The sequence below is a fragment of the Ramlibacter agri genome (assembly GCF_012927085.1).
Classification (GTDB): Bacteria; Pseudomonadota; Gammaproteobacteria; order Burkholderiales; family Burkholderiaceae_C; genus Ramlibacter; species Ramlibacter agri.
On the sequence record NZ_JABBFX010000001.1, the window covers coordinates 2,957,938 to 2,981,962 of the forward strand.

Annotated in this window: 30 protein-coding genes; 16 read left to right on the forward strand and 14 right to left on the reverse strand. The window is 70.1% G+C overall.

Annotated elements, in window-relative coordinates:
* Positions 1–4: 4 nt before the first annotated feature.
* Complete coding sequence (folK, locus tag HHL11_RS14405) at positions 5–490, forward strand: 2-amino-4-hydroxy-6-hydroxymethyldihydropteridine diphosphokinase (protein WP_169419043.1); 486 nt, start codon at positions 5–7, stop codon at positions 488–490.
* Positions 491–533: 43 nt separating this feature from the next.
* Positions 534–776, forward strand: coding sequence for a F0F1 ATP synthase subunit C (gene atpE, locus HHL11_RS14410; RefSeq protein WP_169419044.1), 243 nt, complete (start codon positions 534–536; stop codon positions 774–776).
* Positions 777–908: 132 nt separating this feature from the next.
* Here atpE and HHL11_RS14415 read toward each other — a convergent pair whose 3' ends face one another.
* The 3 genes from HHL11_RS14415 to HHL11_RS14425 are packed head-to-tail and all read right to left on the reverse strand — an operon-like array spanning position 909 to position 3,441.
* Positions 909–1,385, reverse strand: a complete 477-nt coding sequence (locus HHL11_RS14415; protein WP_169419045.1) for a protein-tyrosine phosphatase family protein — start codon at positions 1,383–1,385, stop codon at positions 909–911.
* 8 nt (positions 1,386–1,393) lie between these two features.
* Positions 1,394–2,674 (reverse strand): c-type cytochrome, encoded by a 1,281-nt coding sequence (locus HHL11_RS14420; RefSeq protein ID WP_205964279.1) that lies wholly within the window; start codon positions 2,672–2,674, stop codon positions 1,394–1,396.
* Positions 2,671–3,441, reverse strand: a complete 771-nt coding sequence (locus tag HHL11_RS14425) for a c-type cytochrome (protein WP_240980075.1) — start codon at positions 3,439–3,441, stop codon at positions 2,671–2,673. The genes HHL11_RS14420 and HHL11_RS14425 overlap by 4 nt, the downstream gene beginning before the upstream one ends.
* Positions 3,442–3,568: 127 nt before the next feature.
* On the opposite strand from HHL11_RS14425, the gene HHL11_RS14430 reads away from it, so the two are divergent.
* Positions 3,569–3,760 (forward strand): hypothetical protein, encoded by a 192-nt coding sequence (locus tag HHL11_RS14430; RefSeq protein ID WP_169419047.1) that lies wholly within the window; start codon positions 3,569–3,571, stop codon positions 3,758–3,760.
* On the opposite strand, the gene HHL11_RS14435 is transcribed toward HHL11_RS14430, so the two are convergent.
* A complete protein-coding gene (locus HHL11_RS14435; RefSeq protein ID WP_169419048.1) occupies positions 3,754–4,050 on the reverse strand; it encodes a 2Fe-2S iron-sulfur cluster-binding protein in 297 nt (98 codons plus the stop codon). The genes HHL11_RS14430 and HHL11_RS14435 overlap by 7 nt on opposite strands.
* Positions 4,051–4,070: 20 nt before the next feature.
* Between HHL11_RS14435 and HHL11_RS14440 the strand changes: the two genes are divergently transcribed.
* The 5 genes from HHL11_RS14440 to HHL11_RS14460 all read left to right on the forward strand — a co-directional run bounded on the left by HHL11_RS14440 (position 4,071) and on the right by HHL11_RS14460 (position 7,323).
* Complete coding sequence (locus HHL11_RS14440) at positions 4,071–4,988, forward strand: DUF808 domain-containing protein (protein ID WP_169419049.1); 918 nt, start codon at positions 4,071–4,073, stop codon at positions 4,986–4,988.
* A 139-nt stretch (positions 4,989–5,127) separates the two neighbouring features.
* A complete protein-coding gene (locus HHL11_RS14445) occupies positions 5,128–5,304 on the forward strand; it encodes a hypothetical protein (RefSeq protein WP_169419050.1) in 177 nt (58 codons plus the stop codon).
* Between the two features lie 11 nt (positions 5,305–5,315).
* Positions 5,316–6,128 (forward strand): hypothetical protein, encoded by an 813-nt coding sequence (locus tag HHL11_RS14450; RefSeq protein WP_240980076.1) that lies wholly within the window; start codon positions 5,316–5,318, stop codon positions 6,126–6,128.
* Positions 6,129–6,227: 99 nt separating this feature from the next.
* Positions 6,228–6,842, forward strand: coding sequence for a L,D-transpeptidase (locus HHL11_RS14455; RefSeq protein WP_169419051.1), 615 nt, complete (start codon positions 6,228–6,230; stop codon positions 6,840–6,842).
* Between the two features lie 130 nt (positions 6,843–6,972).
* Positions 6,973–7,323, forward strand: a complete 351-nt coding sequence (locus HHL11_RS14460; protein ID WP_205964280.1) for a proteophosphoglycan ppg4 — start codon at positions 6,973–6,975, stop codon at positions 7,321–7,323.
* Between the two features lie 69 nt (positions 7,324–7,392).
* Here the strand turns inward: HHL11_RS14460 and HHL11_RS14465 are convergent, their stop codons facing one another.
* The 3 genes from HHL11_RS14465 to HHL11_RS14475 form a co-directional block, all read right to left on the reverse strand.
* Entirely contained in the window at positions 7,393–7,875 is a 483-nt protein-coding gene (locus HHL11_RS14465; RefSeq protein WP_169419052.1) for a DUF4864 domain-containing protein, read from the reverse strand.
* Positions 7,876–7,879: 4 nt separating this feature from the next.
* Positions 7,880–8,017 carry a hypothetical protein gene (locus tag HHL11_RS14470; RefSeq protein WP_169419053.1) on the reverse strand — a complete coding sequence of 46 codons (138 nt, stop codon included), beginning with the start codon at positions 8,015–8,017 and terminating at the stop codon, positions 7,880–7,882.
* Positions 8,018–8,306: 289 nt separating this feature from the next.
* Positions 8,307–9,182: an NUDIX hydrolase gene (locus HHL11_RS14475; protein ID WP_169419054.1), complete on the reverse strand. Its 876-nt coding sequence runs from the start codon at positions 9,180–9,182 to the stop codon at positions 8,307–8,309.
* A 32-nt stretch (positions 9,183–9,214) separates the two neighbouring features.
* On the opposite strand from HHL11_RS14475, the gene HHL11_RS14480 reads away from it, so the two are divergent.
* Complete coding sequence (locus HHL11_RS14480; RefSeq protein ID WP_169419055.1) at positions 9,215–10,270, forward strand: serine hydrolase domain-containing protein; 1,056 nt, start codon at positions 9,215–9,217, stop codon at positions 10,268–10,270.
* An 8-nt stretch (positions 10,271–10,278) separates the two neighbouring features.
* Here HHL11_RS14480 and HHL11_RS14485 read toward each other — a convergent pair whose 3' ends face one another.
* Together HHL11_RS14485 and HHL11_RS14490 are read right to left on the reverse strand one after the other, a co-directional pair.
* The gene (locus HHL11_RS14485; RefSeq protein ID WP_169419056.1) at positions 10,279–11,271 is read right to left on the reverse strand and encodes a PA2778 family cysteine peptidase; all 993 of its coding nucleotides are present in this window, start codon (positions 11,269–11,271) and stop codon (positions 10,279–10,281) included.
* A gap of 7 nt (positions 11,272–11,278) precedes the next feature.
* Positions 11,279–11,638, reverse strand: a complete 360-nt coding sequence (locus tag HHL11_RS14490; protein WP_169419057.1) for a PA2779 family protein — start codon at positions 11,636–11,638, stop codon at positions 11,279–11,281.
* 233 nt (positions 11,639–11,871) lie between these two features.
* Between HHL11_RS14490 and HHL11_RS14495 the strand changes: the two genes are divergently transcribed.
* The gene (locus tag HHL11_RS14495) at positions 11,872–12,048 is read left to right on the forward strand and encodes a hypothetical protein (RefSeq protein ID WP_169419058.1); all 177 of its coding nucleotides are present in this window, start codon (positions 11,872–11,874) and stop codon (positions 12,046–12,048) included.
* Between the two features lie 66 nt (positions 12,049–12,114).
* Here HHL11_RS14495 and HHL11_RS14500 read toward each other — a convergent pair whose 3' ends face one another.
* Complete coding sequence (locus tag HHL11_RS14500; RefSeq protein ID WP_169419059.1) at positions 12,115–12,507, reverse strand: HPF/RaiA family ribosome-associated protein; 393 nt, start codon at positions 12,505–12,507, stop codon at positions 12,115–12,117.
* Positions 12,508–12,644: 137 nt separating this feature from the next.
* Here HHL11_RS14500 and HHL11_RS14505 point away from each other — a divergent pair, with 137 nt between their 5' ends.
* From HHL11_RS14505 to HHL11_RS14515, 3 genes are all read left to right on the forward strand, one after another.
* The gene (locus tag HHL11_RS14505) at positions 12,645–13,316 is read left to right on the forward strand and encodes an alpha/beta hydrolase (protein WP_169419060.1); all 672 of its coding nucleotides are present in this window, start codon (positions 12,645–12,647) and stop codon (positions 13,314–13,316) included.
* Between the two features lie 82 nt (positions 13,317–13,398).
* On the forward strand, positions 13,399–14,952 hold the full coding sequence (gshA, locus tag HHL11_RS14510; RefSeq protein ID WP_169419061.1) for a glutamate--cysteine ligase: 1,554 nt from the start codon (positions 13,399–13,401) through the stop codon (positions 14,950–14,952).
* 77 nt (positions 14,953–15,029) lie between these two features.
* Entirely contained in the window at positions 15,030–15,476 is a 447-nt protein-coding gene (locus HHL11_RS14515) for a hypothetical protein (RefSeq protein WP_169419062.1), read from the forward strand.
* A 3-nt stretch (positions 15,477–15,479) separates the two neighbouring features.
* Here HHL11_RS14515 and HHL11_RS14520 read toward each other — a convergent pair whose 3' ends face one another.
* Complete coding sequence (locus HHL11_RS14520; protein WP_169419063.1) at positions 15,480–16,673, reverse strand: aromatic ring-hydroxylating dioxygenase subunit alpha; 1,194 nt, start codon at positions 16,671–16,673, stop codon at positions 15,480–15,482.
* Positions 16,674–16,675: 2 nt separating this feature from the next.
* Positions 16,676–17,641, reverse strand: a complete 966-nt coding sequence (locus HHL11_RS14525) for a Bug family tripartite tricarboxylate transporter substrate binding protein (RefSeq protein WP_169419064.1) — start codon at positions 17,639–17,641, stop codon at positions 16,676–16,678.
* A gap of 84 nt (positions 17,642–17,725) precedes the next feature.
* On the opposite strand from HHL11_RS14525, the gene HHL11_RS14530 reads away from it, so the two are divergent.
* Positions 17,726–18,640: a LysR family transcriptional regulator gene (locus HHL11_RS14530; RefSeq protein WP_169419065.1), complete on the forward strand. Its 915-nt coding sequence runs from the start codon at positions 17,726–17,728 to the stop codon at positions 18,638–18,640.
* Positions 18,641–18,806: 166 nt separating this feature from the next.
* The gene (gene infA / locus HHL11_RS14535) at positions 18,807–19,070 is read left to right on the forward strand and encodes a translation initiation factor IF-1 (protein WP_169419066.1); all 264 of its coding nucleotides are present in this window, start codon (positions 18,807–18,809) and stop codon (positions 19,068–19,070) included.
* 39 nt (positions 19,071–19,109) lie between these two features.
* On the opposite strand, the gene HHL11_RS14540 is transcribed toward infA, so the two are convergent.
* Both HHL11_RS14540 and HHL11_RS14545 read right to left on the reverse strand, forming a co-directional pair.
* Positions 19,110–22,259: a response regulator gene (locus HHL11_RS14540; protein WP_169419067.1), complete on the reverse strand. Its 3,150-nt coding sequence runs from the start codon at positions 22,257–22,259 to the stop codon at positions 19,110–19,112.
* An 11-nt stretch (positions 22,260–22,270) separates the two neighbouring features.
* The gene (locus tag HHL11_RS14545; protein ID WP_169419068.1) at positions 22,271–22,945 is read right to left on the reverse strand and encodes a hypothetical protein; all 675 of its coding nucleotides are present in this window, start codon (positions 22,943–22,945) and stop codon (positions 22,271–22,273) included.
* Positions 22,946–23,110: 165 nt separating this feature from the next.
* Here HHL11_RS14545 and HHL11_RS14550 point away from each other — a divergent pair, with 165 nt between their 5' ends.
* Entirely contained in the window at positions 23,111–24,013 is a 903-nt protein-coding gene (locus HHL11_RS14550; RefSeq protein ID WP_169419069.1) for an SDR family NAD(P)-dependent oxidoreductase, read from the forward strand.
* Positions 24,014–24,025 lie beyond the last annotated feature (12 nt).

The window sequence follows — 24,025 nt, forward strand, 5'->3', positions numbered from 1 at the left end:
CTCCATGCGCGAACCGGTCACCGCCTGGGTGGGGCTGGGCGCCAACCTCGGCGAGCCGGTACCGGCCTTGCAGCGCGCGTTGCAGGGCATCGCGCAGCTGCCGCACACTCGCGTGCTGCGCTGCTCGCGCTTCTACGGCTCGGCGCCGGTGGATGCCGGCGGCCCGGACTACGTGAATGCGGTGGCGGCGGTGGAGACGCGGCTCGATGCCTGCGCGCTTCTTGCGGCCCTGCAAACGCTGGAGAACGAGGCGGGGCGCGAGCGCCCGTACCGCAATGCGCCGCGCACGCTGGACCTCGACCTGCTGCTCTATGGCGACGCGCGCATCGACAGCCCGCGGCTGACGGTGCCGCATCCGCGCATGCTGGAGCGCGCCTTCGTGTTGCAGCCTCTGGCGGAGATCGCGCCGGAGCGCGTCAGCGCGCAAGCGCTGGCCGCCGTCGCCGGGCAGCGCATCGCCCCATTACCTCCCGCGTCATCGCCTTCGTGAAGCCGGGCCTGCACCATGCAGGCATCACTTCAGGAGCTTCCCAATGACAGACGTCGGACTGGTCGCGATTGCATGCGGTCTCATCATCGGCCTGGGCGCGATCGGCGCCTGCCTCGGCATCGGCACCATGGGCGGCCGCTTCATCGACGGCGCGGTGCGGCAGCCCGAACTGATGAACGAGCTGCAGACCAAGATGTTCCTGCTGGCCGGCCTCATCGACGCCAACTTCCTGATCGGCGTCGGCGTGGCGATGATGTTCACTTTCGCGAATCCGTTCGCGCATTGAAGGCGGACGGACTTCCGGACGCAAAGGTCGCAAAAAAATCCGCCAAAGTGCGCAAAAGAATCCAATCCAATTGGCTGTTCTTTTGCGTCTTTTGCGTAACCTTTGCGCCTTTTGCGTCCGGCAGTCCTGCCTTCAGAACCAGTCGACGAGCCCAGACTGCTCCGCGTTCTGCGGGTTCGAGCCGGCGTCGCGCACGCGCTGCAAGGCGTCGGCGGCGGAATAGCCCAGCGCCTTGAGAACGCAGGCGGCGGCGGTGCCGGTGCGGCCCATGCCGGCGGCGCAATGCAGCATCACCGAGTCGCCCTTGCGCAGGCCTTCGGCGATCGAGTTGATGTCGCGGCGGAAGGCCGCCGGGTCTTCCGGCAGGCCGAAGTTGCGCATCGGCGCCAGCTGCCAGCGAAAGGGCAGGCGGCCGGCGACCACGGCCGCGTGGTAGTCCGGCGAGAGCTCCGACAGCTCGGCGCGCGGCGTCAGGCAAACCACCAGCCCCAGCCGGTTGCGCTCGGCCTGGTTCTCGAACGAGGACCAGGCCTCGAAGCGGCCCGGCATGGCGCCCAGCCACAGCTGGCCGGGCACGTCCGGGGGAAGGTCGACGCGTCGCAGCGGCATGGCCTGCATTATGGGCGCGCGCTGCTGCGCTGTTGGGCCACTTCGAACTCCGAAACCGGCGAAGCGCGGTTGCCCCAGGAGGCGCGCACGTAGCTGAGGACCGCGGCCACGTCCGCATCCGACAGCTGCGTGGCAAACGGCGGCATGCCGAAGGGCTTCGGATTGCGGCGCGTGGCCGGCGCGAAGCCGCCATGCAGCACCACCTGCACCAGGTTGGCCGTCACGGGCAGCGTCACCTGCCGGTTTCGGGCCAGTGCGGGATAGGCGTTGGGCACGCCCTGGCCGCGGTCGCCGTGGCACTCGATGCAGCGGTCCTTGTAGATCTTGCTGCCGCGCGACAGCACCTGGTCCGTCGGATTGCGCACTTCCAGCGGATCCGTATCGCCCGGCGTGGGCGGCAGGCTTTTCAGGTACACCGCCATCGCGCGGATGTCGCCCGGCTCCAGGTATTGCAGGCTGTTCAGCACCACTTCGGCCATCGGGCCCGAGGTGGTCGCGCGCGGCGCGATGCCGGTGGACAGCAGCTGCTCGATCTCGGCCAGCGGCCAATCGGCGGTGCCGGCCTCGCTGGCCGAGGACAGCGAGGGCGCATACCAGTTCTGCATCGGGATCAGGCCGCCCGACAGGTCGGTGAGGTCGCTGCTGCCGCCCAGCGCGTTGCGCGCGGTGTGGCAGGCGCCGCAGTGGGCCAGGCCGCGCACGAGATAGGCGCCGCGGTTCCATTCCGGCGTGTGGGTCGCGTCTTCCTCGAATTTCTCCGGCCGGAAGTACAGCACCCGCCAGACAGCCAGCGCTGCCTGCGTGCTGTAAGGCCAGCGCAGCCGGTGCGCGCGGTTCGGCTTGTTGGCCGGCGGCAGGCTGCGCAGGTAGTCGAACAGCGCATCGGCGTCATTGGCTGTCACCAGCGTCATGTGCGGGTAGGGGAAGGCCGGGTACAGCAGGCGGCCATCGCGCGAACGGCCTTCCTGCAGCGCGCGCCGGAAGTAGCCGGCCGACCAGCCGCCGATGCCGGTGGCGGCGTCGGGCGTGATGTTGCTCGAATAGACGGTGCCGAACGGCGTCTCGATGGCCCGGCCGCCTGCGTAAGGTGTGCCGCCGCGCTCGGTGTGGCACAGCATGCAGTTGCCCACGCGCGCGAGATAGGCGCCGCGCGCGACCTGGTCGCTGTTGGGCGGCGTGGTCGGCGGGGATTCGTCGAGGCTGGGCGTGCCCCAGAAGTTCCAGGCCCACACCAGCGCCGCCGCCAGCAGCAGCAGCGCGAGCAGCGCCCACAGCAGCCGCCGGATCATGGGCGGCCTCCAGCCGCGGCCGGCAGCGGCGCGGAGCCGCAGCGCATGGGCGGCGGCTCGGGCGCGGGCGGCGGTGGCGGAGCGGCCTTGCGGCCCTTGTGGCGGGTCGCGGCCGGCGCGGGGGCGCTGACGGCTTCGGCCACCGGCCTCGGGTTGGCCGGCAGGGCTTCGCTGGCGAGGAAGGCGGTCACCGCGCCCAGGTCTTCGGGCGAGAGCCGCCGCGCGATCTCCGCCATGCAATCGGGCGCATGCGCGCGCCGCTGCCCGGTGCGCCAGGCGCCCAGCTGCGCGTTGAGGTAGTCGCGCGAGAGTCCAAGCAGGCCCGGCACGTTGGGCTGCACGCCGGTCAGCGCGTGGCCATGGCAGTGCGCGCAAGCCGGCAGGTTGCGCTCCGCGTCGCCGTTGGTGGCGATCGCGCGACCGCGCTGGAGGACCTCGGGCGCTTCGTCGACGCGCTGCGGCGGCGGGTAGGGCAGGTCGAGCTGCGCGAAGTAATGGGCGATCTGCGCCAGGTACTCGTTCGACAGCGGATCGAGCAGGCCCGCCATCAGGCCGTAATGGCGGCGGCCCTCGCGGAAGTTCAGCAACTGGTTGTAAAGGTAGCCCGCCGGCTTGCCCGCGATGCGCGGGTAGTAACCGTCCGGGCCGGCGCGGCCTTCGCGGCCGTGGCAACTGGTGCAGGCCAGCGTGCGCTGGCCCATGGTGTCCTCGAAGGGCGCAGGCGCCGCGACCGCCCCGGCGGCCACGGCAACCAGAACCAAAAGCATGAACTTGCCGCGCATCGCCGGACTATGCCATTGTTGGCAGGTTGACCCGGCACAGTCGGCCGGCGGCGGACACGCGGTTCGTCCTCGTCCTACAGCAGCCCTTGCACGCGCTGCCTAAGGTGGCTGCATGAACCTCTACCGACGTTCCAGCAAGCCGAAGCAGCAAGGTGATGACGCGAATCGTCCGCGGCGTCGGCAGGCGCAAGGGGATGAGGGCACCAACGCGGTCCAGCACCGGCCGGACCCGAAGGCGGAGCCCATTCCCGACGGCGAGCACAAGTACGTGCCGCGCAGCCCGTACCGCACGGGCAATTATTGATCCCCCAGCACCACGTCGGTGAGGGGAAAGGCGACGCAGGGCAGCACCCAGGCGCCGCTTTGCTTTTCTTCGGGCAGCAGCCCGGGCCAGGGGATGCGGTAATGCACGCGGCCCGCCAGCAGCGGGCGCAGGCAGGTGCGGCAGGTGCCGTTGCGGCACGAACTCTCCATCGCGATGCCGGCAGCCGCGGCGGCCTGCAGCAGCGGCAGGTTCGCAGGCGCGGCGAAACGCCGGCCGGAAGGGCGCAGCTCCGCCTGGTGGACGGGCGACGGCGCCCCACTATCTGGCATCTCTTCATGATAATCGGCGGATGGCCTCCAGCCTTCTCGCGCTCCTCGACGACATCGCCACGCTGCTGGACGACGTCGCCCTGCTCACCAAGCTTGCCGCCAAGAAGACGGCCGGCGTGCTGGGCGACGACCTCGCGCTGAACGCGCAGCAGGTCACCGGCGTGTCGCCGCAGCGCGAGCTGCCGGTGGTGTGGGCGGTGGCCAAGGGCTCGCTGGTCAACAAGGCCATCCTCGTGCCCGCCGCCCTGGCCATCAGCGCCGTCGCGCCCTGGGCGGTGACGCCGCTGCTGATGCTGGGCGGCGCCTTCCTCTGCTTCGAGGCGATGGAGAAGGTGGCGCACCGGCTGCTCCACAGCAAGGACGAAGACGAGGCGCACCACGAGGAACTGCTGGAGGCCAGCGCCAACCCGCAGGTGGACATCGGCGCCATGGAGCGCGACAAGATCAAGGGCGCGATCCGCACCGATTTCATCCTGTCGGCGGAGATCATCGTCATCACGCTCGGCTCGGTCGCGGGCGCGGACTTCGTCACGCGCGTCGCGGTGCTGTGCGGCATCGCGGTGATCATGACCGCCGGCGTCTACGGACTGGTGGGCGCCATCGTGAAGCTGGACGACTTCGGGGCCTTCCTGGCCAGGCGCGCCAGCGCGCCCGCCCAGGCCACGGGCCGCGCCATCCTGTGGGCAGCGCCCTGGTTGATGAAATTCCTGTCGGTGGCCGGCACCGTGGCCATGTTCCTGGTGGGCGGCAGCATCCTTGCGCACGGCATTCCGCCGCTGGAACACTGGACCGAGACGCTGGCCGATGGCGGCGGCGCCGTCGGAACCCTCACGACCTTGCTGCTGCACGCCGCCACCGGCGTCGTCGCCGGCGTGGTGCTCGTGGCCGGTTACGCGCTGGCGATGAAGCTGCGTGGCAAGCGGCCCGCGCAGGCCTGAACCCGGCACCCTCTCCGGGCAATCACCTAGGTATTTGACTCATGCGTAGGGCGCTTCCTACGCTGCCTTGCGTCTTGCGCGGATAGGACGGATGGGGGGTGGCCCGGAACAATGCTCTCCATCGAGAGGGAGAGTCGCCATGCCTGAACTGCAACCCAACGAGCCGGCCGGTGCCGGCGTTCCCCCCGCGCTGCTGATGGCCGCGGTGCCGGAAACCGACTTCGACTACGCGCTTGGCTGCGAATGCGCCGACCCCGCGCTGCAGATCGACTGGTGGCGCGACGAAACCTCCCCGCCGCCGGCGCAGCTGGGTTGAAGCGTCCGGCGATGTCCAAGCCCGAAGCCCCCGAACGGAAGTCCTCCGAGTTCTTCGACTCGCTGCGCAAGGGCGCGCTGGTCGGCCTGGCCTTGCTGGTGCTGATCGTGCCGCCGCTGCGCATCATGAAGAACAAGCACGCCCAGGAGCAGCAGCAGGCGAGCGTGCAGCGCGCGCCCGCCGCGCCGCCTGACGTTCCGGGCCCCGGCAAGGGCGGGCTGCGGTTGGCCGACTTCAGCGGCGAAGATCCTTCCGCGGAAGCGCGCCAGGTCGCCAACTGGGCGGTCTACACCGGCGACTTCAAGAAGCACGCCTTCGTGATCGTCGACAAGGCCGATGCCCGCGTCTACGTGTTCGGGCCCGACGGCAAGCTGAAAGACAGCGCCCCGGCGCTGCTGGGCGCGGCACACGGCGACGACACCTATCCGGGCGTCGGCGACAAGCCGCTGAACCAGGTCAAGGAATACGAGAAGACGACGCCGGCCGGCCGCTTCGTCGCCGAACCGGGCCGCAATTCGGGTGGCGAAGACGTCGTCTGGGTCGACTACAACGCTGCCGTCTCGATGCACCGCATCCGCCCGCTGGTGGCGTCCGAGCGCCGCCTGGAGCGCCTGGCCAGCCGCACCATCGAGGACAACCGCATCTCCTTCGGCTGCATCAACCTGCCGGTGAGCTTCTACGAAGACACCTTGAGCCCGATGGTCCACAAGTACGGCGCCATCATCTACGTGCTGCCCGAGGTGAAGACGGCGCAGCAGGTGTTCGGCGCCTATGACGTCACGGGGCAGCAGCAGGGGCTGCAGCAGGTCGCGCTGCACAAATAATCCTGCATTAGCGCTTTCACTCCGCGAAGCTGAGCCAGCCGCCAACGCAGTGCTAGCATCCGCCCCTGACGAGCCACGAGGCTCGCAGGGGACTCGGACATGCGCACTGGAAGCCGGTGGCTGCGCCTCGCAGCCGTGGGTACGGCATTGGTTTGCGCGGCGGCGGCTGCCGGCGCGCGGGAAGTTTCGGCGGAAGCGCAACGCGTCATCGCCTGGGTCAAGCGCAGCGACGACAACCGGGGGCGGCCCTTCGCCGTCGTCGACAAACTCCACGCGAGACTCTATGTGTTCGGCGCCAATGGGCGCCTGGTCGGCGAGACCTCGGCCCTGCTGGGCCAGGCGGTCGGCGACGACATCGCGCCGGAAGTCGGCGCCCATGCCCAGACCGGCCACGTGCCGGTGGCCGAACGCACCACGCCGGCCGGCCGCTTCGAAGCCGCGCCGGGCCGCAACGACAAGGGCGAGCCCATCGTCTGGGTCGACTACGAAAGCGCCTTCGCCATCCACCGCGTGCGCCCGGGGCGCACCTGGAAGATGCGCGCCGATCGCCTCGCCAGCGCGAACCCGGCGGACAAGCGCGTGTCCTGGGGCTGTGTGGTGGTGCCCGTGGACTTCTACGAGCGCGTCGTGCACCCGGTGCTGGGCAAGGCGCGCAGCGTCGTCTACGTGCTGCCGGAAACGCGCCCGCTCGCTTCGCTGCTGCCGGCAGCGTAGGCACGGGGATCGGCTGCGTCCGACAGCGGCCCGCGCGGGCCGCTGACCCAGCGCGCCTCGGCGTTTCTCCACGCTAGGGATACCGGCGATCCGCCGGAAACATCACAGTCAAAGCTACAGGAGAACACGCATGTCCACCACGCTCAAAGCCCTGGTCGTCGCCGCCGCGGCCACCGCTTCCCTGGCCTTCGCCCAGGGCACGCCGCCCAATCCGTCGGTCGCCAACCCCGCGCAGGGCGCCGGCCAGCGCAGCAGCCAGAACACCCCCATGGGGACGACGGGCACGCCGGGCAACGGCGGCGCGATGGCGCAGGGCACGATGGGGACGGGCAGCGCCAGCACCGCGGCTTCCACGACGGCCGGCGCCAGCGCGGGTTCGTCCACCACGATGGCCAGCAGCGACAGCATGGGCTCGAAGTCCATGACCAAGCACACCAGCAAGAAGCACAAGAAGCACGCGGCCAAGACCGACCGCAACTGACCCGCGTCCTCGCAGCAAGAACAAAGGCCCGCGCATGCGGGCCTTTTGTCGTGGGCGGGGCGACGGGCGTCAGGCGATGACCTGCGCGCCCTCCGGTTCGATGATGGTGCCGGCGATGCGCCACTGGTGGTCCTGCTGCCGGTTCAGCAGGTAGGTCAGCACCCAGTTCGAGCCTTCGGTGTCGGTGATCCGCACCTTCTGCAGCGCGATCGTGCCGTCGCTCGCCGGCTTCAGGAACAGCACGCTGGCGGGCCGCAGCACCATGGGGTACTGCGAGCGCACCGTGGCGAGGAAGGTCTCGGCATCGCCGCCGAAGCGGGTGCGCAGCGCCGGGTCGGTCAGCGCGAAGGCCTTGCCGGCGTCGTCGGCGGCGAAGGCCTGCAACTGGCTTTCGACGACCTGGCGCACCGCCGGATCCACCTGCTCCTGCGACGGCGAACCATGGCCGGACGCGTAGACGCCGCCACCGAGGACCAGCGCGAGCGTCAGGGCCCAGGCCATGGCGCCGCCCTGCCGCTGCCCGGGGCGGGCAAGGGGGCTGGATTCCATCATGGACTCAGCGCAGGTAGGAAACGGTGGTGGCCTGCACCTGGTGCGGCTGCCCGGGCTGGTCGGCCCGGGCCTTCAGCTGCATGCTGGCGGCCGCCAGTGCAATGCCGACCAGCGTGAAGAACCGCATCATCAGCGGGCTCATCTCGGACCTCCTGGTATGTCTGCTCTGGCAACAAGGTTAAGGTCTTGCCGCTGTCCGGCCCTGTAGGCCGAGGCCACCGGGAGGCGAGGGACACGTGCGCGGCACCGCAGGAAGCCAGCCGGCCCACTGGACAATGGTCTCGCTCATCGCCTGCGGAAGCGGAAGAGTCCGATCCCTGTCTTTGTAGCGCGGTGACCGACTGGCTTTCAGGGAGATTGAAGCCGCGCGCGAGATGCTGTCGCGCAGGTGCGCGGCGCCAGCGACTGTAGGCTTGCGGCGCTGTGCGGCGTCAGTCGCCCAGGAGGATGGCGAGGCCGGCGTCCGGTTCGAAGCGCTTGTTGCGATAGTGCAGGCGGGTGGGACCGGGCAGCACCTGCAGGCGGTCGCTGTGGCCGGGGTCGCCGGGATAGCACAAGGTGCGCACGCCCTCGATGTCGAGCGGCATCGGCCGGATGCAGGGCGGCGTGCGATCGCGCGCCTGCTGCAGCACGCTGGCGACGCTGGCGTGCCGCGCCAGGTGGGCGAGGCTCATGATCTGCGGCGGCGCGAGGTCGATGGCGCCGTCCCAGTACTGCTGCAGCGCCGTGCGGGGCGGCAACCACACGCTCTCGGTGGCTTCGATGGTGTCGTGCGCGGCCTCCTGGCCGGGCGGCACCGCGGCCACGAAGAAGCGCGTGTCGAAGCGCTTGCGGCCGACGCTGGGCCGCTCCGGCGTGATCCAGCGTGACCAGGGCTGCAGCTGGCTGGCGGCCAGCACGATGCCGCGGCCGGCCAGCAGCTCGCCGAAGCGCGGGCCGCTGCGCAGCGTGTCCCAGGCGTCGCGCGCCGCTTGCGGGGTGATGTTGGCGAACAGCACGCCGGCTTCCTCGAACACCTCGCGGATGGCGGCGACGAACAGGGTGGCGGCGGCCGGCGGCTGCATCTCGGGTTCGCCCAGCAGCGCGTGCATCCGTTCGGGCGCGAGATCGGTCTGCTGCGCCCATTCGGCGTCTTCGGCATCGACCTTGCCGCCGGGGAACACGTAGGCGCCCCCGAGCACGTCCGACTGGCCGTGGCGCCGCAGCAGGAACACTTCGAGGCCGGCAGGCCCATCGCGCAGCAGCACGACGGTCGCCGAGGGCAGCGGCGTCATCACGATCCGCTCGGTCACCAACTCCAGGGGCATGGGACAAGCGTAGCAGAGCTATCCTTGCGCCCATGCCGGATTTTCACGAAGCGATCGCTTTTTCGCAGGCGCACGAAGTGCCCTGGCCCCGCGACCCGCAGGCGGACCCCGCGCGCTGGGGTGTCCACCACGACGACCCCGCGCCGTACAACCGGCTGCGCGGGCCGGTGCACGTGCGCGGCGGCGTGTCGGGCGTGGTCCTGCGCGGCGGCCAGGAAGCCGCGGCCTGGGGCGAACCGGACCGGTCCGACCAGACCTTCAGCGTGGCCAAGACCTACCTTGCGCTGCTGGCGGGCGTTGCGCACGCGCGCGGCCTGATCCCGGACGTGCAGCAGCGCGTGGGCGAAACCTTGCCGGGCATCGGCTTCGACGGCCCGCACAACGGCCAGGTCCGCTGGGTGCACCTGCTGGAGCAGACCAGCGAGTGGCAGGGCAGCTGCTTCGGCCTGCCGGACACGGTGGAGCACAACCGGCGCGTCGCGCACGACCCCAAGCCGCCGCAAGGGAAAAAGGGCGAGCCGCGCCAGTTGCAGGCGCCCGGCAGCTACTGGGAATACAACGACGTGCGCATCAACCAGTTCGCGCTGGCGCTGCTGCACCTGTTCCGCCGGCCCTTGCCGGAAGTGTTCGAGGAAAGCATCCTGCGGCCGCTGGGCGGCGGCGCCGGCTTCCGCTGGGAAGGCTACGACGACGCCTGGACGGAAATCGGCGGCCTGCGCCTGCAGTCGGTGCCGGGCGGCACGCACTGGGGCGGCGGCGTCCGCATCAGCGCGCGCGACCAGGCGCGCGTCGCGCAGCTGCTGCTGGCCGACGGCGTGCATCGCGGCGAGCGCCTGCTGCCGGCCGGCTGGGTGGAGCGCATGCGCACGCCTTGTGCGATCGCGCCTTTCTACGGCTGGCTCACCTGGCTCAATCGCGACGGGCACCTGTTCGCCGATGCTTCGCGCGAGAGCTGGTTCATGGTGGGCGCGGGCGGCCACTACGTGTGGATCGATCCCGCGCACGACGCCGTGGTGGTCGTGCGCTGGCTCGACCCGGCGCGCGCGCCGGGCTTCGTGAGCCGGGTGGCGCGCGCTGTCGTAGGCTAGGTTGCGTGTCAGCGCACCCCGGCATGCGCCGGCGTGTGCATCCGCTTCTCGATCAACTCCCGCGTTGCCCGCACGTCCGCCGCGAACGGGCTGTCCGGATTGGCGCGCTCGATCAGGGCCAGCGCCTCGGCATGCCGTCCCAGGTCCGACAGGGTCTGCGCCAGGTTGTTCAGCACGATGACCGACTGCGGATTGCGCTGCAGCGCGTCCTGCAGCACGCCGGCGGCCTGCGCCAGTGAGCCGCGCGTGTGCAGCGCATTGGCCAGGCCGATGGCGGCCGGCAGGCTGTCGGGCCAGCGCTGCAGCGCCGCGGCATAGCCCTGCACCACGGCTTCGGTGTCGCCGCCGCGCGCCAGCCCCAGCAGGGACTGCAGCCAGCGTTCCTCGGTCGCCGTCACCGGGATGCGGTCGGGCCGCGTCACCACCATCGCCCAGTAGTTGCCCTGGATCCAGGTGCGTTCGAAGGCCGTGAAGGAAGTCGCCTCGCGGGCCGTCACGCCCGAGCGCAGGTAGATGGTGCCGGTCGGATAGTCGAAGCCGTTGGCGACCGCGTAGTGCCATTCGGGCAGCAAGGGGGACATCAAGCCCACGTCCTGCAGCACCAGCACCGGGTTGCCGGCCGCCACTTCGCGCAGCAGGTCGCCGTAGCGCGGTTCCAGCCGGTAGGCCACGCGGCCATGCCGGCGCGGAGCCGCCAGCATCTCCAGCTGCAGGCTGCCATTGCGTGCGGGCAGCCAGACCTCGCTGACCAGGTCGTCGGGCTTGACCAGCGCGCCGCTGTAGTTGAGGACCTCCGCCAGCGCGGCCGGGCCGCATTGCATCTCCTTCTGCGGGAAGAAGGGCACTTGCGACAGTTCCACCGACTGCGGCACGCCGGCGGGCCAGCCGGTGCGCAGGCCGACGGTCTGCGGCACCAGCTGGGCACAGCCGGCCAGCACGAGCGCGGCGAGCCCCGGCAGGAGCCGCCGCGCCGTGCGCAGGACGAAAGGGTTCGCCTGCATCACGCCCTTACTTGCGCACCGCGTAGTACCAGATCAGGCCGATCACCACCACGATGGCCACCCAGCCCCAGGTGCTCACCCCGCCGGCGGGCGCGGTCTGGATGTCCTGCGCCATGGCGTGCACTTCCTGGTCGGTCATGCTGCGCACGCGTTCGCGGGCGGCGACCGGGTCGACCCCGGCCGCCTGCAGCTGCGTCGCGACCTCGCTGCGGTCCAGCGAGTTCAGCAGCAGCGTGCGCTCGCTCGGGGCCGATTCGGCGGTGGCCTGCTCCGTCCCGATCATCCCGGCGCGGGCGCTCTGGAAAGACAGTGCAAGCAACGAGATGACCAATGCGCGGCACGTCGTTTTCTTCAACGCGAGATTCATGAGGCGCTCCTGTTGGTATGGGTTTCCGCCCCGGCGGCCGCCGGACGCGGAGCGCCATTTACGCACCGGCGTGAAACGCGCGGTGTTGCTCTTCACCAAGCAGAAACACGTTGGTACAAGTGTTGCGGCGCGTGTCCCGCGTGCTTTGGCCGACCCGCGTTGCCGCGCCGCGCCTACGGCCGCGCGATGGCCGCCCGGTTCCAATGGCCAACGACCAAAAGGGGAGAATTTTCATGCTTCGCTGGATTGCCTCGCTCGCCTGTGCCGCTGCGCTCGCGGCCTGCTCGAACGTCCCACCCATCCACGCCACCGCGGCCGACCACCAGTGGAATGGCGGCGTGTGGAACAGCGTGCTGGGCTATGTCGGCCCCGCCAACGCCATGGTCGCCGGCGGCCCTTCGGGCAGCTGACGCAAACAGCTGGCCCATCGGCCGCAAGGGGCCGATGGGCCAAAGGGGCCGGTGGCGGGCTGAGGGTCAGGTCTGCGGGGGCATGGTCGAAATCGCTTCGACCACTTCGCTGTCCTTGCGGATGGTGTCGCGGCCGCGGTGCTCGCGGCGATCCAGCTTGCCGAAGGCATGGTCCAGCGCATGGGCCAGCTTGTCGGCGGCGCCGCGGAAGGCCAGGTTCTGGTCCGGGGCGTAGTTGGTGACGGCGATCGGCGCGCGGCCGGTCACGCGCGCCTCCATCATGCAGCGCTTGTCCACGTCGCCGCCCTTGGTGCCGTGGTTCTCGTCGCTCAGCTGCACTTCGATGCTCGTCAGGTCCTGGTCGAAGCGGGCCAGGTGTTCATTGAGGTAGTCGCTTGCCCAGCTTTCGAGGGCGTCCTTGTTTTCGATCGCATTGCTGGTGTTCACTTGCACTTTCATGCGGTTTCCTTTCAACGTCTGCCTCTTACTCTGCGGCTGCTTCCGGCCCGGGGCAAGTCGGACGGGGTTGATTGCCCTGTCGGACGCCGCTTGCCAGCCGCACGGCGCTATGCTCGCCTGCCACAAGGAGCAAGTCCATGGCCGCGCTGGAAACCATCGAAGCCGAGTCGGGTCCGCACCCGCAAGCGAGCATCCTCATACTGCACGGCCTCGGCGCCGACGGCAACGATTTCGTGCCCGTCGCGCAGGAACTCGACCTCGATGCGCTGGGCCCCGTGCGCTTCATCTTCCCCCATGCGCCGGTGATGCCGGTGACGATCAATGGCGGCTACCGCATGCGCGCGTGGTACGACATCCTCGGCACCGAGATGCAGGGCGTGCAGGACGAAGCCGGCCTGCGCCGTTCGCGCGACATGGTCGAGGCGCTGCTGGCGCGCGAAGAGGAGCGCGGCATTCCCGCGAACCGCATCGTGCTGGCCGGCTTCTCGCAAGGCTGTGCCATGTCCTTGCTGACGGGCCTGCGCCATGCCGAGCGGCTGGCCGGCATCGCGGGTCTGTCCGGCTACCTGCCGCTTGCGGAAACCACCGAGCGTGAGCGCAGCGCCGCGAACCTGCAGACGCCGATCTTCCTGGCCCATGGCAGCTTCGACGACGTCGTCATTCCTGAGCGCGGCACCGCCACGCGCAACGCCTTGCAGGCCCTGGGTTACGAGGTCGAATGGCACGAATACCCGATGGGGCATTCGGTGAGCATGGAGGAGATCCGCGACTTGAACACCTGGCTGGTCAAGGTGTTGGGCGCCCATTGAGCCCTGGCGAGCAGGTTTGTCGCAAAGGTGTTACCTTCGCCCCACTTTCGAGAAGAGGCCCCCGGGCGCACCTAGACAGAACATGAACAAACTGCAAGAAGCCTTGAGCACGCTAGCGCCCGCGCGCCTGCAAGGCATCCGTCGCGGCATCGAGAAGGAGAGCCTGCGCGCGACCCTGACCGGCGCGCTGGCGGCCACGCCGCATCCGCTGGCGCTGGGCTCAGCCCTCACGCACCCGAACATCACCACCGACTACAGCGAGTCGCAGCTCGAGCTGATCACCGGCGTGCACGCCAGCGTGGAGCAGTGCCTGGAGGAACTGACGCAGGTCCACCAGTACACGTATCGCGCGCTCGGCGACGAAATGATGTGGGTGAGCAGCATGCCCTGCACGCTGCCGGCCGACGAGACCATCCCGATCGGCCGCTACGGTTCGTCCAACGTGGGTCGCGCGAAGAGCGTGTACCGAATGGGCCTCGCGCACCGCTACGGCCGGCGCATGCAGACCATCTCCGGCATCCACTACAACTGGTCGCTGCCGGGCGTGAGCGACGCGCAGTACTTCGGGCTGATCCGCAACTTCCGCCGCCACGCCTTCCTGCTGCTGTACCTCTTTGGCGCTTCGCCGGCTGCCTGTTCCAGCTTCGTGGCCGGGCGCAAGCACGAGCTGCAGGCGCTGACCGCGGGCACGGTGTACATGCCTTATGGCACCTCGCTGCGCATGGGCCGCCTGGGCTACCAGAGCGATGCGCAGGCCAGCCTGGCCGTCAGCTACAACAGCCTCGATGGTTATGCCGCTTCGCTGCACGAGGCGCTCACGCGGCCTTACCCGGCCTACGAGGCGATCGGCATCACCAACCCGGGTGGCGAGTACAACCAGCTTGCCACCACGCTGCTGCAGATCGAGAACGAGTTCTACGGCACGATCCGACCCAAGCGCGTGATCAAGCCTGGCGAGCGGCCGCTGCATGCGCTGCGCGAGCGCGGCGTCGAATACGTGGAAGTGCGGCTGATGGACCTCGACCCCTTCGTGCCGATCGGCATCAAGGCGCAGACCATCCGCTTCCTCGACGTGTTCCTGCTGCATTGCCTGCTGGCCGACAGCCCCGGCGACACGCCGGAAGAGATTGCCGCGCTGGGCCGCAACCAGCATCGCACCGCTGCCTTTGGCCGCGAGCCCAGCCTGCTGCTGGAACGTGCCGGCCGCGAGGTGAAACTCACCGACTGGGGCGCGGAGATCGTCGCGGAGTGCGCGCCGATCGCCGCGGTGCTCGACCAGGTGCACGGCACCACCGACTACAGCGACGCCGTGCGCGCGGCCGAGGCCCTGCTGCAGGCGCCGGAGATGCTGCCTTCGGCCCGCGTGCTGGCCGCCATGGCGCGCGACCACGAGAACAGCTTTGCTTCGTTCACGCTGGCGCAGTCGGAGCAGGCCAAGGCCAAGCTGCTGAAGCTGCCGCTGGCCAGCGGCCTGCAGACGAAGATGGATGCACTGGTGCAGCAGTCCATCGCCGACCAGGAAGCGGTGGAAGCAGCCGACACCCTGCCCTTCGAGCAGTACCGGCTGCAGTACATCTCGCCGGAGCGCCTGGGCCTGACCAAGGCAGCCGTCGCACCGGCCCTCGCGGCTGTCTGAGCGGTAAACGCGCGGCTGTCCTACGGGCGCCGCGCGCGGCTCAGCCGAGAGTTCGCGCTGTGTTTCCGGAGCGAACGATGCGCGTGCCCTTTCTTCCTGCCTTTCTGCTCGCGGCCCTGGCCGCTTCCCTGCCCGCGCTGGCGGCGCCCGGCGACGACGATGCGCCCAAGGAGCTCAAGCCCAAGGCGACGCTGGACGATCGCGCCGACCCCAGCATGCGCGACAACGTCGGCAAGGCCGGCCGCGAAGGCCGCAAGGACACGATGGCCGGCGCCTACATCAACGACAAGCATCGCGCAGACGTGCAGGCCTGGTATGCCGCGCATCCGGGCAGCGCGTCGAGCGTGCAGTGGAAGATCGGCGAGAAGCTGCCTTCGCACGCCGGCGCAGCGGCCGTGCCCGAGGCGGTGCTGGGCAAGCTGCCCAAGGCACCGCCCGGCACGCGCTACGTGCAGCTCGGAAGCGACGTCCTGCTGATCGCGAGCGGCTCGCACATGGTGGTGGACGGCGTCAGCGCGAAGTGAAGATCATTCGATCCAGTTGCCCGCCGTGAACTTCACCGGCGGCGCGTCCGGGTCGAACGACACTCCCGCCGGGTTCCCACCGGCCTGCACCACCTCCAGCTGCTTCTGCAGCACGCGCCGCAGCATCACGATGCCGCGGTCGGTGGTGGCCAGGTGCTCCTCCGAGTGCTTCGCGACGGCGCCCTGGCTCACCATGGCCTCGTAGTCGCCCGGGTACACCTGGTGCTCGGCCTCGCTCAGTTCCTCCCACAGCTTCTTGCCGTCCGGGCGTGAGCGCATGCGGTGCAGCTCGCCTTGTTCGCGTACGCGACCCAGGACGTAGATGCGGAAGCTGTGGTCGTCGATGGGCAGCACCCAGCCCAGCGACTCCACCGGCCCGTAGCGGCCCACGCGCGGGTTCGGGATCACGCGCAGGGTCGGCAGGCCGGCTTCGCTGATGCGGCGGAAGGTGCGGCCATCCGGCAGCTGGCGCGTCGACAAGGTGCGCACCGAGTGTTCCGCGATGTCCCAGTTCACCTGCGGCATCACGGCCATCTCCGGCACGAACTGCGTTCCGCTGAAGGATGAATGCAGGATGACCACGTGGAAGGGGTCGACCAGGTTCTCGTAGTGCTGCAGCCAGTTGCAGGGGATCACCGCCGGGCCGCCGCCGCCGATGCTGCGGTCGTCGGCTTCGATGAACTCGCCGTCCTCCAGCACTTCCAGGCATTCGTAGCGGGGCAGCACCGGCTTGCGGTCCGGCGGGCCCAGGTAGGCCCAGACCAGGCCATAGAGCTCCTGCACCGGATACCAGGGCTGGCGGGCGGTGGCGCGGCTGCGGCCGCCTTCCGGCTCGCAGGGCTGCTCCAGGCAGTGGCCCTGCACGTCGAACAGCCAGCCGTGGTAGCAGCAGCGGATGCCGCGCTCTTCGACCTTGCCGTAGTACAGGGAGGTGCCGCGGTGCGCGCAGTGCGGGTAGACCAGGCCGGGGCGGCCCTGGCCGTCGCGGAACAGGATCAGGTCCTCGCCCAGCACGCGCACCTGGCGCGGCGTGGCGGTGGCGTCGGCCGCCAGACCGATCGGGTGCCAGTAGCGCCGCAGCAGCTCGCCCATCGGCGTGCCCGGGCCCACTTCGGTGAGCTCCTTGCGGTGCACGGGCGCGGGCTTGCCGTAGGCGGTGCCGCTGTCGGGCGCGGTGGAAGGGGTCGAAAGATCCATGCTCATTGCTCCATCGTCACGCCCGCGGCCTTGATCAGTTCCGCCGTGCGCGGATAGTCGGCCTTGTAGCGTTCCATGAACTGCGCCGGCGTGTTGCCCAGCGGCTCGAAGCCGAAGGTGACCAGCTTGCCCCGCACGTCCGGCATCTCGGTGGTTTCGCGCAGCGCGGCGACCCATGCGTCCACGATGGGCGCAGGCGTCTTCGCCGGCGCGTAGACGCCGATCCAGCTGTCGATGTCGAAGCCCTGGAAGCCCTGCTCCTTGAAGGTGGGCACGTTGGGCATGGTGGACACGCGGCTGGTGCCGGCGATGCCCAGCACCTTCAGCTTGCCGGCCTGGCTGTGCGCCTTGGCCGTCGACGGGTTGGCCCAGGCGAAGTCGATGTTGCCGCCGAACATGTCGGTGTGCGCCGCGGCTTCGGACTTGTAGGCGACGTGGACCAGGTCGGCGCCGGTCTGGCGCTTCAGCAGCTCGCCGAACAGGTGGGCGGCGGAGCCGTTGCCCCAGGTGCCATAGGTCAGGCGGCCCTTCTGCCTGGCGTAGGCGACCAGTTCCTTGATGTTGGAGTAGGGCGCGTCGGTGCGTGCCACCACCATCGGGCCGCCCGTGGCCAGCATCGACAGCGGCTGGAAGTCCTTCACCGGGTCGTACGGCAGCTTGGGCATGAGGATGGCGTTGTTCACGTGCGTGAGCGGCAGCGTCATCAGCACCGTGAGGCCGTCCGGCGCCGCCTTGGCCACCGCGTCGGCGGCGATGATGCCGCTGGCGCCCGGGCGCGGGTCGACGATCACCGGCTGGCCCCAGCGGGCCGCGAGCTTCTCGCCGTAGACGCGGGCCAGCGCGTCGATCGGCCCGCCACCGGTGCCGAAGGGTACGATGCGCACCGGCCGCGCCGGGAAGCTCTGAGCCCAGGCGGGCAGGGCGCCGGCGGCGGCTGCGGCGGCCAGCCACTCTCTTCTGCGGATCATGCTTGTCTCCTTTTGTCGTTCGAGGTCCGTCCATGCTGCCGCAGCAGCCAGCGCGCCGTCCAGTCAGTTGTTTGGATAGGAGATATGAACCGGCCTGATATCCGCAGCCTCGACGTCGGCATGCTGCGCACCTTCGACGCGCTGATGCGCGAGAAGAACGTGTCGCGCGCCGCCGCCCGCCTGTTCCTCAGCCAGCCCGCGGTGAGCGCGTCGCTGAACCGCCTGCGCGAGGTCTTCGGCGATCCCCTGTTCACCCGCACCGCGCACGGCGTCGTGCCGACCGAGCGGGCGCTGGGGCTGGCGCCGCAGGTGGAGCAGCTGCTGGCGGACCTGGCCGCGCTGCTGGAAGCGGACCAGCCCTTCGACCCGGCGTCCAGCAACCGCATCTTCCGCGTCGCCGGTTCGGACCACGCGAGCCGGCTGGTGATGCCGGCGCTCTCGCGCACCTTGATCGCCTGCGGCTCGGGCATCCGCTTCGTCTGGGTGCCGCCCGGCACCTGGTCGCTGGCCGAGCACCTGCACAAGGGCGAGCTGGACCTGGCGATGGTGTCGCGCATCCAGCGCCCGCGCGACATGGAAACGCAGCTGCTGTACGAGGACCGCTACGTCTACGTGATGCGCAAGGACCACCCGCGCGCGGCCGAGCCGGTGACGCTGGACAGCTTCTGCGCCATTGCGCAGGTGTTCCTGGGCTACGGCACGTCCAACCTCGACGACCGGATCGACGAGATCCTGGCCAAGGGCGGGCGCCAGCGGCTGGCGCAGATCGCCGTCACGAGCTTCGGCCAGATCGTCCACCAACTGCAGCACAGCGAGCACGCGGCGGTGCTGGGCGCCCGGGTGGCGCGCGAATTCGAGGCGCAGCTGCACGTCCAGGAGCTGCCCTTCGCGCTGCCCGGCTACCAGTCGCTCCTGTGCTGGGACGCCCGCTCGGGCGGCGACCGCGGCATCGCCTGGCTGCGCGAGCAGATCGCCGGCATCGTCGCGGCCGCGGCCTGACCCGGCCGGGCAAGGAAACCCATCCAGGCTTACAATATTCGCGTCCGAGGCTGGCACCTCTGCAGGGAGCCGGCCACTTACACGAAGCAAACCCTCGCCCTTTGCCCCAGGCACCCGCGCCGGTTTGCACGCCCCGGCCCGCGGGCCGGCAAGAGAAGGAATTCGCATGGCGAAGGAAGAGCTCATTGAAATGAACGGCCGCGTGGCCGAAATCCTGCCGGACTCGCGGTACCGCGTGATCCTGGACAACGGTCACGAACTCGTGGCCTACACCGGCGGCAAGATGCGCAAGAACCACATCCGCATCATCGCGGGCGACCTGGTCAGCCTGGAGCTGTCACCCTACGACCTGACCAAGGGCCGCATCATGTTCCGGCACCTGCCGAACCGCGGGCCATCCAGCGGGGCGCCGCAGCACCGGCGGCGTTGAAGCGAAAGCGGCCTTCGGGCCGCTTTTGTTTTGGGGCCGTCATGACACCTGGACGTTTTCCAGGTGGTCCTTGAGCGCCGCGATGTCGCGCTCCAGCGCCTGGGTTTCGGCACCGGCCGCCTGCTGCGAAATGCGCCGGCTCTGCCACGCCGCCCAGTGGAAACCGAACAAGGCCAGCCCGCCGGCCGCCCGGTGCGCCACCGAGCGCAATTGCTCGCGGTCGCCGGTGGCCAGGGCTTGCGCCATGGAGGCGACCATGGCCCGCCGCGAGGCGAGGAAGGCCGGAACCTCCTGCAGCAGCTCCGCGTCCACGCGCACGCTGGCCTCCGGCGTGGACGGCGGCTGGTCGTCGCGCAGGCGCGGCTGCGGCGGCAAGGGCGCCGGGCCGGAAACGACGCCGGTCACCAGTTCGTGGATCACCGCCAGCAGCGCTTCGCGCGTGAAGGGCTTGGTGAGGTAGCGGTTGCTGCCCGCGCCCAGCCCGCGCCGCACCGAGCCCGGGTCGTCGTTGGACGACATCATGACGATGGGGCTGGGCTCGCGGCCCTCGCGGGCTTCGCGGTCGCGGATCCAGTGCACCGCCTCCAGCCCGTTCATGCGCGGCATCTCCATGTCGATCAGCACCAGGTCCGGCCAGTGCCGCTCCATCGCCGCGATCGCGTCGTGGCCGTTGGCGGCCACGTCCACGGTGAAGGGCGGCGCCGGCAGGTAGCGCAGCAGCAGGAGCCGGTTGTATTCGTCGTCGTCGGCGAGCAGGACGCGGGTGGCGGGGATGTCCGCGAGCGTCAGCGGCGCGACCGGGGCGGAGGTCGGCCGGCGGCCAGGCGAGCGGGCGGCGGGCAACTGCTCGGCGCCCAGGCCGCGCAGCGTGAGCGTGAGCACGGTGCCGTGGCTGCCGGTGGACATGGCGAGTTCGCCTTCCTGCACCCGGGCCATCAGCCGGGCCGAATAGGTGCCCAGGCCGGTGCCGCCCGACTTGCCGGCCGTCACGTATTTCTCGAAGAAGTGGGCCTCGACCGCGGCCGGCACGCGCGTGGGGTTGTGGATGTTCACGCGCACGGGGTCGCCCGGCATGATGGAGAGGCTCACCTTACTGTCCGGCGGCGTGGCCTCGATCGCGTTCTTCAGCAGGTTGGCGAGGATGGAATAGCACAGGAGTTCCTCGGCCCGCGCATAGACGGGGCCGGTGAAGGCCTGCCCCATCTGCACCGGCACCTGCGCCGCGGCGTCCAGCGACTGCAGGTCGAGCAGCACGCGCGAGACCACGTCCACCAGGTTCACCGCCTGCGGCCGGAACTCGTAGGTGCCGGTCTCCATGCGGTGCAGGTCCAGCGACAGGTTCACCATCTCCAGCATGCGGTAGCCGGCGCGCTCGCTGATGGCGAGCAGCTCGCGCTGTTCCGGCTGCAGGTGCGCGTCCTCGCGCAGCAGCCGCGCCACGCCGATGATGCTGTTCAGCGGCGTCTTCAGGTCGTGGCGCGACATGCGCTCGACGTCCTCGCGCAGCCGCGCGTTCTCGGCCAGCGCCTCGTTCTGGCGCTGCAGGCGCTCTGCCACCTGCCGGTGGCCGGTGATGTCGAGGAAGGACGAGATATAGCGCAGCGTGCGGCCGTCGCGGCCGCGGACGCTGATGGCCTCCGCGTGCACCCACACAGGCGTGCCGTCACGCCGCAGCAGCCGGTACTCCATGGGTTCGTGGCGCAGCTCCGCGTCCCGCACCGAGCGGTCGCGCAGCTGGTTGGTGAACTCGTCCTGCACCAGGGCGCGATCCTCGGGGTGGATGTGCTCGAAGAACTGCGGCCAGTCCGCGGTTTCGGTGCCGTGCGGGTAGCCCATGATCTCCAGCAGGCGCGGCGAATAGCGCGTGACGTTGCGGGTGTCGTCCCAGTCCAGGATGCCGGCCTGCGTGGCGCGCACCAGCAGGTCGACCTTTTCGCGCTGTTCGGCCGTGCGCAGTTCTTCCACCGTCAGCGCGCGGCCCAGGCGGCGCAGCAGCACCATCGGGCCGGTCAGCACGAAGGCGAGCTGGCCGAAGGCGGTGATGCTGCTCAGGGCGAGGCCGGTGTAGAACTGCACGACGTTGACCGCGAGCACCAGCCCCAGGAAGCCCATGCCGGCCAGCAGCACGCCCGCGTCCGGCCGCCCATGGCGCGTGGCCCGCAGCAGCGCCAGGCTCACGTACAGCGCGATGGCGGCGCCCGCCACCTGCCCGTACACCACCAGCTCGCTGAACACGCGGGCCGGCAGCAGCACCACCGCGGCCGCCCCCAGGCCGAACAGCAGCAGCGCGAGCCGCACCGCCATGGCGTGCACGGTGCGCGGGAACAGCTTGTCCGCCATTTTCGGGAACAGCGCCATCGACGCGAACCAGGCGAGGTATTCGGTGGTGAGGTAGGTCTCCCACGGCGTCTCGGGGCTGGCCAGCTGCAGCAGCATGCGGTCGCCCATCATGTCCACGTAGGCCATCTGCGCCAGGCAGAACAGGCCGGTGAAGAGCGGCGCGGTGTCCTGCCGCCGCCCCAGCCAGAAAACGATCGGCGCCACGCCCAGCACCAGGTAGGCGCCCACCAGCAGGGTGTCGAGCGCGAGCCGCTGGTTGTATTCCTTGGCCAGCAGCTCCAGCGGGCCGGCCACCGGGGCGCGGATCATGCCGCCGGCGCGGTGCTCGTAGTTGGAGACGTGCGCGGTGATCTGCAGCGGGCACGAGTACGGGTCGGTGAGGATGGCGCGCCGGGCGATGGCCGGTTGCGCCTGCGCCGGGCTGGCGCCAGGGTCGCCCTGGGCCGCGGCCAGCCGGCCGTTGACGTACAGCCGCATGGCGGTGCGCTCCACCGGCACCATCAGCGCGAGCTGCTCGCCCTCGGGGCAGCGCACTTCCAGCACGTAGGTGCCGTAGCCTTCGGGGCCGGGCGGCTTGCCGCCGGTGGGCAACTCGTTCCAGTCGCCGGGCACATGCGCGATCGTGCCGGGCAGGCTGGGATGCTCGGGATCGCGGAAGCGCTGCCAGATGAAGCCCCAGTCACCCCGCAGTTCGTGCAGGCCGGCGGTCGCGCCGGGCGCGCTCAGGTCCAGCACGGCCTGCCGCGCGACCGGTTCAGGAGTGGAAGGCGCAGCGGTGGCGGCGCCGAGCAGCAGCAGGCAACCTGCCGCCAGCGCCAGTCCTTGCCGCCAGCAGTCGCCCGCCCTCAAGGTGCCACGCGCTAGAGCTGGACGGGCCGGGTCGGCGCGAAGCCGTCGGGGCTGGAGGGGCCGTGGCGCTTCATGTCGTCGTCGCGCAGGGCCAGCAGGCGTTCGAGGTCGGCGCGCACGTCGTCCTCGCTTTTCGGGATCATCACCGGTCCTTCGATGATGTCGCCGGCACGAGTGGTGGGCTTGTCATCGGGCGACAGCGTGTCGGTCGCCTGCGGCGCGGTCCACGAGCCGGGATGCGGCAGCGGCGGGCAGCGTGACAGGTCCTCCATGGCGAACTGCCAGGAGAAGCCCATGAGCCAGTTGGCGGCGAGCGGGTCCATGCCCAGCAGGCGCCGGTAGAACTCCTGCTCCAGGGCGACGCCATGCTGCAGGATGCGCGGGTCCCAGTGCTTCACCAGCATGCGCACGTGGATGCCGGGCTCGCGGCGCGGGCTGGCGGTGCGCAGCAGGTCGGCGGACAGCCAGCTTTCGGGGATGCCGTTGCGGTGCAAGGTCTCGCGCATCACGACCTTCAGCACTTCCTTGCGCACGCCGTGCTGGCTGGTGTTGGCATCGCGCGACTGGGACGCGGCGAACTGGGTGCTGTGGGCGGGGGCGGGGCGCGAACTGCCGCTCGCGCGCGAGCCGCGCTGCGGCTCCGGCTTGCCCAGCCAGCGCGTGAGTTTCCCGTCGAACATCCCCATGATTCAGCTCCGTTATGGCGCGGGCGGTCCGTGACGGGACACTACCCCCAACTTTGTTTCAAGTTGCAATGATGAAAGACGGATGGGCTGTCGTCAATCCACCGGAGGGGGTAGCGGCGGCCATGCGCTACAGTCGTCCGGCTTTTTTCGTCGACAGGAGCTCGAATGGGTGTGGATTTCAAGGGCCGCGTGGCCATCGTGACGGGCGCCGGTGGCGGCCTGGGCCGCCAGCATGCGCTGGAACTGGCCCGGCGTGGCGCCAGGGTGCTGGTGAACGACCTGGGTGGCGCGCTGGATGGTTCCGGTGCCTCGGTGTCGGCGGCCCAGGCGGTGGTCGACGAGATCCGCGCTGCGGGCGGCGAGGCGCTGGCCAATGGCGCTTCCGTGACCGATTTCGCGGCGGTGCAGGCGATGGTGCAGCAGGCGCTGGACGCCTGGGGCCGCGTGGACGTGCTGGTGAGCAACGCCGGCATCCTGCGGGACAAGAGCTTCGCCAAGATGGACATCGCCGATTTCCGGCTGGTGCTGGACGTGCACCTGATGGGCGCCGTGCATTGCTGCAAGGCCTTGTGGCCGGTGATGACGCAGCAGAAGTACGGCCGCATCGTGCTGACGACGTCCTCCTCGGGCCTGTACGGCAACTTCGGCCAGGCGAATTACGGCGCCGCCAAGATGGCGCTGGTCGGCCTGATGCAGACCCTGTCCATCGAAGGCCAGAAGCACGACATCCGCGTCAACTGCCTGGCGCCCACGGCGGCCACGCGCATGACCGAAGACCTGTTCCCGCCCGACATGCTGCAGGCCTTCGGCCCCGAGGCGGTGGTGCCCGCGATGCTGGTGCTGGCCGCCGAAGACGCGCCGACCCGCCTCACACTGTGCGCGGGCGCGGGCGGCTTCGAGGCGGCGCACGTCACGCTGACGCCGGGCGTGCACATCGGCATCGGCCCCGAAGCGCCGGAGCGGCTGCATGCGCATCTCGCGGACGTGCGCGAGCGCGCCGGCGAGATCGTGCCGGAGAGCGGCGCCGCGCAAGGCGCGAACGAGATGCGCCTGGCGCGCGGCGACTGAGCCTTCGCGCAA

Excerpts from the sequence above, each read along its gene's own strand:
- HHL11_RS14450 (WP_240980076.1), top strand. The coding sequence starts at position 5,316 with ATGTCCAAGCCCGAAGCCCCCGAACGGAAGTCCTCCGAGTTCTTCGAC.
- HHL11_RS14465 (WP_169419052.1), bottom strand. The coding sequence starts at position 7,875 with ATGATGGAATCCAGCCCCCTTGCCCGCCCCGGGCAGCGGCAGGGCGGC.
- HHL11_RS14490 (WP_169419057.1), bottom strand. The coding sequence starts at position 11,638 with ATGAATCTCGCGTTGAAGAAAACGACGTGCCGCGCATTGGTCATCTCG.
- HHL11_RS14475 (WP_169419054.1), bottom strand. The coding sequence starts at position 9,182 with ATGCCCCTGGAGTTGGTGACCGAGCGGATCGTGATGACGCCGCTGCCC.
- HHL11_RS14440 (WP_169419049.1), top strand. The coding sequence starts at position 4,071 with ATGGCCTCCAGCCTTCTCGCGCTCCTCGACGACATCGCCACGCTGCTG.
- HHL11_RS14545 (WP_169419068.1), bottom strand. The coding sequence starts at position 22,945 with ATGGGGATGTTCGACGGGAAACTCACGCGCTGGCTGGGCAAGCCGGAG.
- HHL11_RS14495 (WP_169419058.1), top strand. The coding sequence starts at position 11,872 with ATGCTTCGCTGGATTGCCTCGCTCGCCTGTGCCGCTGCGCTCGCGGCC.
- HHL11_RS14445 (WP_169419050.1), top strand. The coding sequence starts at position 5,128 with ATGCCTGAACTGCAACCCAACGAGCCGGCCGGTGCCGGCGTTCCCCCC.
- HHL11_RS14530 (WP_169419065.1), top strand. The coding sequence starts at position 17,726 with ATGAACCGGCCTGATATCCGCAGCCTCGACGTCGGCATGCTGCGCACC.
- HHL11_RS14520 (WP_169419063.1), bottom strand. The coding sequence starts at position 16,673 with ATGGATCTTTCGACCCCTTCCACCGCGCCCGACAGCGGCACCGCCTAC.
- HHL11_RS14515 (WP_169419062.1), top strand. The coding sequence starts at position 15,030 with ATGCGCGTGCCCTTTCTTCCTGCCTTTCTGCTCGCGGCCCTGGCCGCT.
- folK (WP_169419043.1), top strand. The coding sequence starts at position 5 with ATGCGCGAACCGGTCACCGCCTGGGTGGGGCTGGGCGCCAACCTCGGC.
- HHL11_RS14485 (WP_169419056.1), bottom strand. The coding sequence starts at position 11,271 with ATGCAGGCGAACCCTTTCGTCCTGCGCACGGCGCGGCGGCTCCTGCCG.
- HHL11_RS14430 (WP_169419047.1), top strand. The coding sequence starts at position 3,569 with ATGAACCTCTACCGACGTTCCAGCAAGCCGAAGCAGCAAGGTGATGAC.
- HHL11_RS14460 (WP_205964280.1), top strand. The coding sequence starts at position 6,973 with ATGTCCACCACGCTCAAAGCCCTGGTCGTCGCCGCCGCGGCCACCGCT.
- HHL11_RS14525 (WP_169419064.1), bottom strand. The coding sequence starts at position 17,641 with ATGATCCGCAGAAGAGAGTGGCTGGCCGCCGCAGCCGCCGCCGGCGCC.
- gshA (WP_169419061.1), top strand. The coding sequence starts at position 13,399 with ATGAACAAACTGCAAGAAGCCTTGAGCACGCTAGCGCCCGCGCGCCTG.
- HHL11_RS14480 (WP_169419055.1), top strand. The coding sequence starts at position 9,215 with ATGCCGGATTTTCACGAAGCGATCGCTTTTTCGCAGGCGCACGAAGTG.
- HHL11_RS14415 (WP_169419045.1), bottom strand. The coding sequence starts at position 1,385 with ATGCCGCTGCGACGCGTCGACCTTCCCCCGGACGTGCCCGGCCAGCTG.
- HHL11_RS14500 (WP_169419059.1), bottom strand. The coding sequence starts at position 12,507 with ATGAAAGTGCAAGTGAACACCAGCAATGCGATCGAAAACAAGGACGCC.
- atpE (WP_169419044.1), top strand. The coding sequence starts at position 534 with ATGACAGACGTCGGACTGGTCGCGATTGCATGCGGTCTCATCATCGGC.
- HHL11_RS14505 (WP_169419060.1), top strand. The coding sequence starts at position 12,645 with ATGGCCGCGCTGGAAACCATCGAAGCCGAGTCGGGTCCGCACCCGCAA.
- infA (WP_169419066.1), top strand. The coding sequence starts at position 18,807 with ATGGCGAAGGAAGAGCTCATTGAAATGAACGGCCGCGTGGCCGAAATC.
- HHL11_RS14470 (WP_169419053.1), bottom strand. The coding sequence starts at position 8,017 with ATGAGCCCGCTGATGATGCGGTTCTTCACGCTGGTCGGCATTGCACTG.
- HHL11_RS14550 (WP_169419069.1), top strand. The coding sequence starts at position 23,111 with ATGGGTGTGGATTTCAAGGGCCGCGTGGCCATCGTGACGGGCGCCGGT.
- HHL11_RS14455 (WP_169419051.1), top strand. The coding sequence starts at position 6,228 with ATGCGCACTGGAAGCCGGTGGCTGCGCCTCGCAGCCGTGGGTACGGCA.
- HHL11_RS14425 (WP_240980075.1), bottom strand. The coding sequence starts at position 3,441 with ATGCTTTTGGTTCTGGTTGCCGTGGCCGCCGGGGCGGTCGCGGCGCCT.
- HHL11_RS14435 (WP_169419048.1), bottom strand. The coding sequence starts at position 4,050 with ATGCCAGATAGTGGGGCGCCGTCGCCCGTCCACCAGGCGGAGCTGCGC.
- HHL11_RS14420 (WP_205964279.1), bottom strand. The coding sequence starts at position 2,674 with ATGATCCGGCGGCTGCTGTGGGCGCTGCTCGCGCTGCTGCTGCTGGCG.